Genomic DNA, 12697 nt, shown 5'->3' with positions numbered 1-12697 from the left:
CCTTCGCCTTTCACCCTTTGTCGTTCAGGTGCGCCGCAAGCGCGCCGTGCCCGAAGAACCTCGCCCAGTCAGCTGGAGTGGCGCTGTGACTCGCGTCAATCGCATGCACGTTAGCGCCAGCGGCCAGCAACACATCCACGACTGCACGCGACCCACGCTTGGCGGCGTAGTGCAACGGTGTCGCGTCGTTCCCTGCGATGCCGTTTGGTGACGCGCCATGCGCGAGTAGGACCTGCGTCGCGGCAACATTGCCCAGCGCCGCCGCGGTGTGAAGCGGCGTTTCATCCGGCCCGCTGCCGGGATTGATCCCGGTTCGCAGAGCGTTGACGTCCGCACCGCCTGCGATCAGTCGGGTGAGTCCGTCGACATCGTCCATCGCCGCACACAGCCACAGATCGCGCTCGCCCGAGCGCTCCATGAGAAATCTGGCAACATCGGCACGCCTCGCTCCAGCGTACGCCGCGGAGCGCGCCGCGGTCGAGCCGTACTTATCGAGCACGTCGAGCGGCGCCCCCGAATCCACGAGCATTCGCGCCACCTCGACCGTGGACGCGCAGTGCAGCGGAGGCGCGTCGTTTACCCCCCGAGCCCGAACCACTTCGGGCGTGGCATCGAGTAGTGCGCGCAATCGGTGAGCATCGCCGAGGGCGGCGGCTTCCCACGCGTCGACGCGCGCGCCGTGCGAGAGAAGGAGATCGATCAATGCTTGGCGCTGCCCACTGATCGCGATCTGCAGCGGCGTCCAGTGATCGTATGCGTCGCTGGGGGCATTCGCGTCGGCCCCTTTTTCGAACAAAAGCTCGGCGATGCGGAGGCGATTATTTTCGGCGGCGAGATGCAGTGCGGTCGGTCGTCCGCCCCAGATGGGATGCGGGCCAGGGACCGTCGCGAGCGCCGGATTGACGTCGAGCTCGCGCTGAACGGCCTGCTCGTCGCCGGAGCGAATCGCCTGGAAGAGCGCCGTGGTGTCGTTCGCCATGGCTAGACGATACCGCCGATTCGCGCGGCCGGCCACGTTCCCATGGGCCGTATCATTCGAGCATGTCTCTCTTTACTCCGCTGCAGCTTCGAAGCGTGACGCTTCGCAATCGAATTGGCGTCTCGCCCATGTGCCAGTACTCGAGCGTTGACGGCTTTGCGAACGACTGGCATGTCGTGCATCTCGGCCAATTCGCCGTGGGAGGAGCAGGACTCGTCATCACCGAGGCGACGGCGGTCGTACCTGAGGGACGAATCAGTCCGCACGATCTGGGTCTATGGAAGGACGAGCATATCGACGTGCTCCTTCGCATCGGCCGCTTCGTTCGCGCGCATGGCGCGGTGTGGGGTTCGCAGCTCGCACACGCCGGACGGAAGGCGAGCACGGCACGTCCGTGGGACGGCGGTCGTCCCGTTGACGAGAGCGCTGGCGGTTGGACGCCACTCGTCGGGCCGAGCGCACTGCCATTCGATGCCGGGTATCAGACGCCCGTCGCGCTCGACGACGCCGGTATCACGCGCGTGATCGACGGTTTCCGCGATGCAGCGCGCCGAGCGCTCGCGGCGGAAATGCAGATGGTCGAGGTGCACGCGGCGCACGGATATCTGCTGCATCAGTTCATGTCGCCGCTGTCGAACACGCGGACGGATCGGTACGGCGGCTCATTCGAGAATCGTGTTCGACTTACTCGCGAGGTCGTCGCGGCGATTCGCTCTGTGTGGCCGGAGGAGTTGCCGCTGTCCGTCCGGATCACTGGCACGGACTGGCACCCCGACGGCTGGACGCCAGACGACGCCGCGGCTGTCGCTCGCCTATTGGCGGACGACGGCGCCGACCTCATCGACGTGTCGAGCGGCAGCATTCTGCCGCGTCTGCCCATCCCGATTGGCCCGGGCTATCAGACCCATCTCGCCGAGCACGTGAGGCGACACGCGGACGTGGCGACAGCGGCTGTTGGGCTGATTACGAGCGCGCATCAAGCCGACACCATCATTCGCAGCGGTCAGGCCGACATGGTCTTTCTGGCGCGCGAGCTACTGCGCGACCCACACTTTCCGCTCCGTGCGGCCCGCGATCTGAAGCAAGAAATCGTCTGGCCGAAGCAATATGAAAGAGCGAAAAACTGAGATACGGCGCGGCGCTGGCCGCTAAGCGCTAGAGAATCGGAAGGCGCGAGCTTACGCTCGCGCCTTTTTGTATTGGGAGAGACTGCGCAACACGTTAGCGTACTCCTTCCCTCCTTTCGCCACCTCAATGTGAACATTGGGGCCCAATGACGGCGGCGAGCGCTCCTACGGCCCACGCGAATGAAAGCCGGATGTAAGGGAAGTCCGCCCCTTCAAGCGGGCGTAAACCCTTCTCCGCCCCCCCGGGTCCAATCTCGTTGTCAATCCAGACGCCTCCTCCGTCTCACACCCACCGGCTTGCCTCGTGAGTCTACGCCGACTGCTCTTTCTTACCGCAGCCATCGTTGCTGCGGCCATCTCGCGCCCAATAGCGCTCCACGCGCAAAGCGACGTCATTCGCGGCCGGATCACTGGCCCCGACAGCGTGCCCGTCGAGCGAGCCACCATTACGGTTACGTCGCTCAACGGCAACATCACGCGCAACGCTCGCACCGATAAGAACGGTCGCTTCACGATCACCTTCCCAGGCGATGAAGGCGACTATATGGTGAGCGTGGCCGCACTCGGATTCACCGGTAAGCGTTTCGAGATCAAGCGAACCGGCGATCAGGACATCCTCGTCGCCGATGCGCGTCTGTCGAAATCGGCAGCGCAGCTCGATGCCGTGAAGGTCCAGGCGAATCGAGACAAGCCGCAGCGCGATGCGAACGGAAATGACATCGGCGGCACCGAGCGATCGGTGAATACATCGAACGTCTCTGCCGACGCGCTCGGCGATCTCGCCGCTCTCGCGGCGTCCATGCCCGGGGTGCAACTCATTCCCGCTGCAGATGGCTCGCCGGCCGGCTTCTCGGTGCTCGGCCTTGGCGCCGATCAGAACGCGACGACGCTGAACGGGATGAACTTCGGTGGCTCGAGCATTCCGCGCGACGCGAACGTATCGTCGTCGCTCGCTCTGGCGCCGTATGATGTGTCGCGCGGCAACTTCAGCGGCGGCGTGCTCAGCATCCGCACCGGCCGGGCATCGAACTACATCGTGCGCACCACGAGCGCCAACATCGACGCTCCGGCCGCACAGTGGACCGATCGCGCGGGTCAAGCGCTGCACCAGCAATATGCGAATCTCTCGGTGGGCGGCCTATTCGCCGGCCCGATCCAGCCCGACAAGTCGTTCTTCAACCTCTCATACCAGCTCGGCCGCCGGCAGAGTGATCTTCAGAGTTTGCTCACGACGGACGCGCTCGGCCTGCAGACCGCTGGCATTTCGTCCGACTCGGCGAACCGGTTGATCTCGATCCTGAATCGCCTGCACGTTCCGTCGACCGTGGGCGCGGTGCCGAACAACCGGTACAACGACCAGGCGTTGATGCTCGCGAGCATGGACTTCACGCCGCCGTCGTCCACGACCGGCCAGGCGTTCAACGTCACGCTCAACGGCAGCTTCAATCGTTCGACGGCCGTGACCATGTCGCCCACGGAAATGCCCGCCCACAGCGGCGATCGCGCCTCGTGGAACGCAGGCGTTCAGGGTCGCCATACGAACTACTTCGGCTTCGGCATTCTCAGCGAGACGTCGCTCGGCCTGAGCGGCAACAGCAACTACGGAACGCCATATCTCGACGAGCCGAGTGGTTCGGTGCGCGTGAATTCGACGTTCGCCGATGGCACGCCGAGCGTGCAGACCGTGTCGTTCGGCGGTAACCCGATGCTCAATACGAGCGTGACGCAGGTGAGCGGACAGCTCATCAACGCGCTGTCCTGGTTCAGCGAGAACAACAAGCATCGCATCAAGTTCACGACCGAACTCCGTCGCGACTCGTATGCGCAGGATCTCACGACGAATCGCTTCGGCAGCTTCACGTACAATTCGCTCGCCGATCTCGACGCAGGCATTCCGTCGGTGTACACGCGACAGCTCTCGCCACGGAAGCGCAGCGAAAGCGAGTACGTCGGCGCGCTGTCGCTCGGTGATTCGTATCGCCCCAACAGCGATTTGCAGATTCAATACGGCGTACGCGTCGACGGCAATCGATTCAACTCTGAGCCGGTACTGAACCCGGCGGTGGAGCAGCTGTTCGGTATTGCCAACGATCACGTGCCGAATCGCCTGTACGCGAGTCCGCGCGTTGGCTTCTCCTGGATGTACGGACAGGCCTCGGAGATTCCGGGATTCATGGGTGCGTTGCGCGGACCGCGCGCCGTGGTGCGCGGTGGCATCGGCATGTTCCAGAATACGCCGAACGTCGCGGCAATCGGTTCGGCGATGGACAACACCGGTCTTGCGAGCGGCGTGCAGCAGTTGGCGTGCGTCGGACTTGCCGCGCCGTCGCCCGACTGGGCAGGGTACATGAACAACAACAGCTCGGTGCCGTCGCAGTGCGCTGACGGAACGACGAGCACGGTGTTCTCGAGCACAGCGCCGAACGTCGCCCTGTTCGACAAGAACTACACGGCGCCGCGGTCATTGCGGTCGAACCTCAACTGGTCGGGGAACACGCTCGGCAATCGCTTCGCGATGTCGGCCGACGTGACGTACTCGCTGAACCTCAATCAGGCGAGCACGTATGACCTGAACTTCAATCCGATTCAGCAGTTCGCGCTCACGGCCGAAGGGAATCGTCCGGTGTTTGCGCGCGCGTCGGGCATCGTGCCGACGACCGGCGCCATCGCATCGAGCGAAGCGCGCGTCGCGAACGCGTACACGCACGTGAGCGAGTTGCGCTCCGACATGAAGTCCGAGAGCAAGCAATTCACCGTCAGCGTGTCGCCGACGTCGTTCAACTCCACGGTGACGTGGGGCTTGTCATACGTCTACGCGCAGACGCGTGAGCAGTATCGCGGCTTCACGAGCACGACTGGCAACCCGCTCGACGTCGCGTGGGGACGCTCCGGTTTCGACTCGCGCCATCAGTTCCAATACCGTCTCACATACAACGCGTTCGACTGGGTACGCATCGGGTGGAACGGCTCGTTCCGCACGGGCACCCCGTACACGCCAACGGTCACCGGCGACATCAACGGCGACGGCTACTCGAATGATCGCGCGTACATCTTCAACCCGGCCACGACGACGGACACTGCGCTCGCGAACGGCATGCGCTCGCTACTCGCCAGCGGATCGGGCTCGGCGCGCGATTGTCTCCAGAGTCAGCTCGGACAGCTCGCGGGCCGCAACAGCTGTCAGGGTCCGTGGACGACAACGGCGAACGTGAACTTCTCGTTCAATCCGATCAAGGTTCGCATGCCGCAGCGCGCAACGCTGCAATTCCAGCTGTCGAATCCGCTCGGCGCCGCCGACATGATGCTGCATGGCCCGAACAACATGCACGGCTGGGGACAGAACGCGATCCCGTCGAACCAGCTGCTGTTCGTCCGCGGCTTTGACGCGACGACGCAGCGCTATCGCTATGAGGTCAATCAGCGCTTCGGCGCGACGGCGGTCGGCCAGACGATCGCGCGCACGCCGGTGACGCTGACGACGATGCTGCGCTTCGACGTCGGCCCAACGCGTGAACGTCAGGCGTTGACGCAGATGCTCGATCGCGGTCGCACACTCGACGGAACAAAGGCACCTGAAGCGATGCTCAAGGCCTTCGGACCGATCGGCATCACGAACCCGATGGCCGCGATTCTGCGCCAGGCCGACACGCTCGAGCTCACGTCGCAACAGGCAGACAGCATGGCCGTGCTGAATCGCGCGTTCTCGATCAAGCTCGACTCCGTGTGGTCGCCGGTCGCTAAATACCTCGCAGCCCTGCCAACCACCTACGACCAGGGCGACGCGTACGGCCGGTATCGCGAAGCGCGCGAGATCTCGGTCGACGCGCTGATCAAGGTCGTTCCGACGGTCCGGTCGCTGCTGACGGCAGAGCAGATGCGCCGACTCCCGACCTTCATCACGCCCTTCCTCGATGGACGCTATCTCGCGTCGGTTCGCTCCGGCAGCGCCGGGACTGGTCTTGGCATGATCATGGGCCCCGGCGGCGGTGGTATGGCGATGCCGATGATGGGCGGCGGCGGCGGTGGACAACAGATCATCATCCGGTCGGGCACGCCCTGACCTCGCAACTTTCCCATCGTTCATCATTCCACTCCTCATATGCGAAAACTCTTTCCGCTCCTTCTCGTCGCCGCGCCACTCGCCGCGCAGCAATCGCCAACGCCGCCGGTGCGTCTCATCAACGCACCCGACGCGAGCTCCAAGCCCGTGCTCGGCAACGCGGCCGCGGCACGCCAGCTACCGAATGGGAACGTCGTCGTGAATGACGTCGTGAAGCGTCAGCTCGTGATGTTCGATGCGACGCTCGGCACCACGACGATCATCGCGGACTCGGTGAGCGGCGGCGCGAACTCGTACGGACCGTCGGCAGGCGCACTCACGGGATTCTTCGGTGACTCGCTGCTGTTCATCGATCCGCGCGACTTGTCGATGTTCGTCATCGATCCGAAGGGTGCGATCGCCCGCGTGGCCGCCGTGCCGCGTTCGCAGGATGCCGCGGCGATGGGCTCGAATGCACTCGGCGCTCCGGCGCTCGATTCAAAGGGACGCCTCGTGTATCGCGGCGGTATCGGCCGAATCATCGCGGGTGGCGGACGCGGTGGTCCGGGCGCTGGCCCCGGCGGCATGGCCATGCCTGACTTCCCAGATTCGTCGGCGATCATGCGCGTCGATCTCGCAACGCGAAAGGTCGACACGGTCGGGTTCTACAAGATCCCGAAAACGAAGATGAGCATCACGCAGACCGACGGTCGCGTGTCGATGACGAACGAAATCAACCCGATGCCGATTGTCGACGACTTCGCGGTCGTAGGCGATGGATCGGTCGCGATCCTTCGTGGTCAGGACTATCACATCGATTGGGTGAGTCCAGAAGGCGGCATAGCGCCAACGGCCAAACTCCCGTTCGACTGGCAGCGTTTGTCGGACGAAGACAAGATCGCCGTGGTCGACTCGGCCAAGGCGACGATGGAACGTCAGCGCGCAGCACAGGCGGCGAATCCGTCCGCCGCCGCCGAGGGTGCGCAGCGAATGGTGATGTCGTTCAGCATGGGTGGCGACGGGCCGGCTCGTAGCACGAGCATGGCGGCTGGCGCGCTTCCGCCGCTGACATTCATCACGCCGAGCGAGCTGCCGGACTACCGTCCCGCGTTCACGCAGGGTGCGGCGCGTGCAGATCTCGACGGCAATCTGTGGATCCGGACGTCGGCGGTTCGTACCGGCGGCGTGACCGGCCCAATCTACGACGTGGTGAATCGGAAGGGTGAGCTCGTCGATCGCCTGCAGATTCCCGCTGGTCGTCAGATCATCGGCTTCGGCCGCGGCGGTGTGGTGTACATGAGCGCGCGAGACGAGAAGGGGGCGTGGATCGAGCGCGCGAAGGCACGCGAGGGCGTGCGTCCGTAACGTCGCGTTCGGCGTGCGGCGTGCGGCGTGCGGCGTGCGGCGTGCGCAACACTACCTGAGAGGTGAGCAGCGCGGGATATTGAACTTTCGAGTTCAGTATCCCGCGTTGTCGTTCAGGGAGTGCAGCCGTTGAGATTTTGGATTCGTGCGATTGCGATCGCCGCGCTGGCGGCCTGCCATCGAAGTGCAGCAGTCGAAAGCGATTGCCCGAAACCGTACGCGCTGTTGCCATCGCGGGGCAAAGCCGCCCTTCCAGCTGCGCCCGCGGCGACGTCGATGGTCAGCGCAACACTGATCGGTTACGCCGCCGACAGCACGTCAGGCGCCGGGCTCGAGCAAGCCTCCGTCCTCCTCAATTCGATCACGACCCGTGACTCGGTCGCCGTGCAGACCGATAGCGCCGGCCAGTTCACGATCGCCGGGCTACGCCCTGGCCGATATCGATACCGGGTTCGCAGAGTCAACTTTCAGCAGGTGACAGACACAATCGACGTTGCTCCAGGTGTCGACACGCTCCGTGCTGTGCTCCGCCGGGGACTGCTGCTCTGCTCTGTACGGATGACGTAAATCGTCGTAACGCTGGACGATGAGCGCGCCGTAGGGGATATTGGACGGTCAGGTCGAGCGTCTCGCGTCTCACATCCCGCCCAATCAATGAGCGAATCGAGCACTCCCGCAGGCGTCCTTCCCCGCCGACTCGGTCTCTGGAGCGCGGTCGCGGTCGTCGTTGGTATCACGATCGGATCGGGAATTTTCCGAACGCCGGCCGGCATCGCGCGACGACTCCCCGGCCCGCTCCCGCTCTTCGGCGTATGGATTGCCGGCGGTATCGTCGCGCTGTGCGGTGCGCTGACGCTCGCCGAAGTCGCTGGCGCGTTTCCGCAGACGGGCGGCATCTACGTCTTCATTCGAAACGCGTTTGGCCGATTGCCCGCCTTTCTGTTCGGCTGGGCCGAATTGGCGATCATCCGAGCTGCTGCGGTCGGTGCGATCGCCACGACATTCGCCGAATACCTGCTACGCGTGCTCGGATTCGATCCAAGCCTCGCGCCGTATGACGGCTACGTGCACTACGTCGCCGCGTTGGCAATCCTCGTCATATCGATTCTGAATGGCATTGGTGTTCGTTGGGGCTCCCTCGTTCAAAACATCACGACGGTCGCGAAATACTTCGGCCTGTTGTTTATCGTCGTCGTGGCAATCGCGATTGGGCTACCGAAAACCGGCGGGCACTTCACGCCGGCAATGCCTTCGGGAAGTTTCTCGATCACACCGTTCGGCCTAGCACTCGTCTCTGTGCTATGGGCGTACGATGGCTGGGCCGACCTCGCCTTCATCTCGGGCGAAGTCAAGGATCCTGAGCGCAATCTCCCGCGCGCATTGATCTACGGCACGATTGCAGTGGTCGCGATCTACTTGCTCGCCAACGTCGCGTACCTCGGCGTAATGTCCGTGCAGGAGATCGGCCAATCGAAGCTCGTTGCCGCCGACGTCGCGTCACGTCTGATCGGACAACCGGGCGTCGTGCTCGTGGCGCTGACGGTCATGCTCTCCACGCTCGGCACACTCAACGGTTCGATTCTCACGAACCCGCGCGTGTTCTTCGCAATGGCCGCCGACGGCTTGCTGTTCCGCAAGGTCGCCGCGGTGCACCCGAAGTATCAAACGCCGTACGTCGCGATCGGACTCACCGCGGTACTCGGCATTGTATTCGTGTTGCTGCGCACCTTCGAACAGCTGGCCGACACGTTCGTAACGGCCATCCTGCCGTTCTATGCACTCGGCGTCGCGTCGATCTTCGTGTTCCGCAAGCGCGGGTACAAACCGCCCTTCCGCGCGCCGCTCTATCCCGTTGCGCCGATTCTGTTCGTGCTCGCCACGCTGTATCTGCTCGTTAACGCGCTGATCGACGAGAGCAGCCGTTGGCCGACGCTGGCGATCTTCGGGATCATCATCCTCGGCATTCCAGTTTACTACTTGACCGTCGGACGGAAGCGCGAGGAAGGGAGCGGCAAACAGCAGGCGCGCGCGGTGCCCACGCCGTAGCGCCTTGTTGGCGGGTTCCGTCTGGACAGCGGGACCTTCTTGAACACGACTTGCACGATTTGAAAAACGAATCCAACCGAGGGCGAGCTGGCGGCAACGCGGCCAGTCATGCCATCGGTTGGATTCGTTTCATTCGTGCAATTCGTGTCCTACTTGTTCGAACTATGCTTTCCAAGCCGTCGAGATTGCTCGATCCAAATCGAGCTTCTTACGGCTCCCAGCGAATGCCCGTCGTGAACCACGGGCGATAGTACTCCTGCTGAATCGGCTGGTTGATGTTGCCCTTGTACCGATCGAGCGGCTGGTTCGTGAGATTGATCGCGTCGAAGAACAGGCGCGCTCCGCGGAGCAGCTTCACGTTCGCCGTGAAATCCAGCTCGTTCGCTTCCTTGGTAAAGAGATCCGTCGTGGCGTCGGTGCCATACGTATCGAGGAAGTTCGCCTTAAAGTTCCAGGCGAGACGCGTCTGGATGCGGCCGGACTCGTAGAACACCGCGACGTTGCCGGTGCGCGGCACGAGGCCGACGAAATCCGCCGTGCGATTCTGGTTCGGCACGTGTGCCGTGGACTTCGTGATGGTGTAGTTCGTGTTCAGACCAAACCCCGACAGAAAGCCAGGCAGGAACGTGAACTGTTGCTGCCAGTTCAACTCCACGCCACGGATCGTTGCGTTTCCACCCTGCTGCGGCTGCGTGACGATGTAGCCGCTGTAGGTGCCAGTCGTTGCCGTGTACTGAATCGGCGCGATGAAATCGGTGATGTCCTTCTGGAAGTAGCCGACCTCGATGACACCGATACCCTGGAAGAACCGCTCAGCCATCACGTCGTAGTTCGTGGCCAGCGCCGCGTGCAACGTCGGGTTGCCGAGGGCAACGGTCAGCGACTGCAAATCGGGCTGCGCGTAGTCGCGGATGTTGTCGTAGATCGGACGCGTGATCGAGCGCGTCACCGCCGCACGAATATTCGTCTGCGCATCGAGGCGATACCGCGCGTTGAGGCTCGGAAGAACGTTCGTGTAGTCGTTGCTCGTCGACGCCGGCGTGGAGCCCGTCCAGACGCCGTTCTTCGTGTTGACGATGAAGCCGTTCGACGTGAGGTTCGTCTGCTCGAAACGCACGCCGGGAATGAGGCGCAGATTTCCCTGGTCGAGCGTCAGCATCGCATAGCCAGCGGAAACGTTCTCCGTGGCGCGAAAGACGTTCGGATCGCGCGTCAGGTGCGCGGCGGCCGTGTCGATCGTGCGCGATGACGAGTAGCGCGCGATGAGGGCGTCGAGCAACTGCTGATCCACGTTCGAGTGTGCGAAGTAGTTCGACCCGAAGCGATAGTCGGTGTTGGTCCGCGTACCCATCACAGAATCCAGCGTGATCGTCCCAGGGAACTTGGTCGTCACGATGTCGGATTCCGTCGAGTTCTTCAACTTGCCGCGATACGCCGCGCCAACCTGGAAGGAGCCAGCCCACGAACCCGAGTTGAACGGAACGCTGAGATTCAGTCGGCCATTGAGATCGCGATCAGTGCCGTCGCGGAAATTCTGCGTTAGCCCGGTGAACGAATAGAGATTCGCCTGGTCGAGATTTCCCTTGCTCAGCGATACCAACGGATTGTACGGGTCGTGCACGTTGTACTGGATCGTCGTGCTGCTCTGACGGAAGGTGACCTCTTCACGGAATGGATTCGTCTCGCGGGCGCGCGACCAACCAGCCGTGCCGTCGATCGTGTACTTCTGCGCCGTGTGCTCGCCCTTCAGTGTATAGGTCTGGAAGTAGTCGTCGAGGCGGCGATATCGCAGCGTGCGCTCGACGCGCGACGCCGTGGCCGAGTCTCCCGTCTGGAACGTGCCCGGACGGTAGCGCGTACGCCACCGGTTTTCCTGATCGCTGAAGTTGTTGAGGTTCGCTCGCAGCGAAAAATTCGTCGTCGAGTTCGGCGCGTAGTCGAACGTTCCGAAGTACGTCTGACGCGTGCGCGTGAGGAGATAGTCGCGCGGCTCGATGTTGATCGGCGCGTTGATCGTCGTCGAACCGACTTTCGTCGGCGCCCAGTCTTCTTCCAAATCGTTCGAGCCGCGGTGCGTCTGCTGGAACGCTCCACCGAGAATAAGGCCGAGCTGTTGATCGGGTCCGAAGCGACGTCCGTACGTGGCGGCGTAGTTGCCGATGGCGCCCTTCGCGAGTGGATCGTAGCCCTGTCCAATGGTGATGTTCTGCGTGACACGACCCTCTTCCGCAGCCTTCGTCACGAGATTGACCGCGCCACCGATCGCATCGGCGTCCATGTCGGGCGTGAGCGTCTTGCTCAACACGATGGTCGCGAGCGCGTCAGGCATGACCGCATCGAGTGCAACGGCGCGCGTCGAACGATCGGGCGCCGGTAACCGAATGCCGTTCATGCTCACGCTGCTGAATTCCGGCGGCGTACCGCGCACCTGGAAAAAGCGTCCTTCGCCTTGATCGCGCTGCACAGACACACCGGGGAGGCGCTGAAGCGCTTCGGCGGACGTCACGTCCGGCGTACGACCGATGGCGTCGGATGATACGACATTCGATACGACGTCCGAGTTCTGCTGGCGCGTCAACGCGCGAGCCTGTGCATCGCGCTGGCCTTCGATTGTCACGACGCCGAGCGTGCGTGCGACCTGACCGAGCGCAATGTCCTGGTCGAGCGTGCTGTCGGCGATGACCGTAATGTCACGACGCGTCACTTCATAGCCGATGAAGCGCGCAATGAGCGTGTGGCGGCCTGCGGGAACGCGCTGCAGCCGATACCGGCCGTCGTCGTTCGTCGTTGACAGAATCGCCGTGCCGTCGATCCAGACGGCGGCTGAGGCGAGCGCACGGTGGTCGCTTCCGGTGATCTGTCCAACGATCGCGCCGGTCCCGGTTTGGGCCGTGAGCGCGATGGGGAGAACGATGGCGGCAATGGCTGCCGTGATCGTCCTTCGAAGAACCGACATAGTTGATACCTGCCAGCGGGGAGTGGTGTAGGCGGGGCGCAAATGAAAACGCGGTCGCATCCTTGTCGATGCGACCGCGAACCTTACACGCAGCTGTCAGGCGATCCGGTATCACGAATGCCACAGCTCGGTAACGCGCGCGACGTGTTTGTATTGCGGCGCGCGCGTTTGGCACATCACGAAAT

7 protein-coding genes are annotated in these 12697 nt (G+C 63.3%); 5 read left to right on the top strand and 2 right to left on the bottom strand.

Annotated features, from left to right (window positions below):
- Positions 1-10: 10 nt before the first annotated feature.
- Entirely contained in the window at positions 11-979 is a 969-nt protein-coding gene (locus AC6H4Z_RS06750; RefSeq protein ID WP_497545981.1) for an ankyrin repeat domain-containing protein, read from the bottom strand.
- Between the two features lie 62 nt (positions 980-1041).
- Between AC6H4Z_RS06750 and AC6H4Z_RS06745 the strand changes: the two genes are divergently transcribed.
- The 5 genes from AC6H4Z_RS06745 (at position 1042) to AC6H4Z_RS06725 (ending at position 9556) form a co-directional block, all read left to right on the top strand.
- Entirely contained in the window at positions 1042-2106 is a 1065-nt protein-coding gene (locus AC6H4Z_RS06745) for an NADH:flavin oxidoreductase/NADH oxidase (protein WP_497545980.1), read from the top strand.
- Between the two features lie 304 nt (positions 2107-2410).
- Entirely contained in the window at positions 2411-6166 is a 3756-nt protein-coding gene (locus tag AC6H4Z_RS06740; RefSeq protein WP_497545979.1) for a TonB-dependent receptor, read from the top strand.
- 39 nt (positions 6167-6205) lie between these two features.
- Complete coding sequence (locus AC6H4Z_RS06735) at positions 6206-7510, top strand: hypothetical protein (RefSeq protein ID WP_497545978.1); 1305 nt, start codon at positions 6206-6208, stop codon at positions 7508-7510.
- Between the two features lie 129 nt (positions 7511-7639).
- Positions 7640-8077 carry a carboxypeptidase-like regulatory domain-containing protein gene (locus AC6H4Z_RS06730; RefSeq protein WP_497545977.1) on the top strand — a complete coding sequence of 146 codons (438 nt, stop codon included), beginning with the start codon at positions 7640-7642 and terminating at the stop codon, positions 8075-8077.
- Between the two features lie 87 nt (positions 8078-8164).
- Positions 8165-9556, top strand: a complete 1392-nt coding sequence (locus tag AC6H4Z_RS06725; RefSeq protein ID WP_497545976.1) for an APC family permease — start codon at positions 8165-8167, stop codon at positions 9554-9556.
- 208 nt (positions 9557-9764) lie between these two features.
- Here the strand turns inward: AC6H4Z_RS06725 and AC6H4Z_RS06720 are convergent, their stop codons facing one another.
- Positions 9765-12512, bottom strand: a complete 2748-nt coding sequence (locus tag AC6H4Z_RS06720; protein WP_497545975.1) for a TonB-dependent receptor — start codon at positions 12510-12512, stop codon at positions 9765-9767.
- Positions 12513-12697 lie beyond the last annotated feature (185 nt).

This window comes from Leucogemmata humicola (genome assembly GCF_055379415.1).
Note: the sequence above shows the minus strand (reverse complement) of the source record. Positions and strands in the feature narration are given on the sequence as shown.

Excerpts from the sequence above, each read along its gene's own strand:
- AC6H4Z_RS06750 (WP_497545981.1), bottom strand. The coding sequence starts at position 979 with ATGGCGAACGACACCACGGCGCTCTTCCAGGCGATTCGCTCCGGCGAC.
- AC6H4Z_RS06745 (WP_497545980.1), top strand. The coding sequence starts at position 1,042 with ATGTCTCTCTTTACTCCGCTGCAGCTTCGAAGCGTGACGCTTCGCAAT.
- AC6H4Z_RS06735 (WP_497545978.1), top strand. The coding sequence starts at position 6,206 with ATGCGAAAACTCTTTCCGCTCCTTCTCGTCGCCGCGCCACTCGCCGCG.
- AC6H4Z_RS06725 (WP_497545976.1), top strand. The coding sequence starts at position 8,165 with ATGAGCGAATCGAGCACTCCCGCAGGCGTCCTTCCCCGCCGACTCGGT.
- AC6H4Z_RS06720 (WP_497545975.1), bottom strand. The coding sequence starts at position 12,512 with ATGTCGGTTCTTCGAAGGACGATCACGGCAGCCATTGCCGCCATCGTT.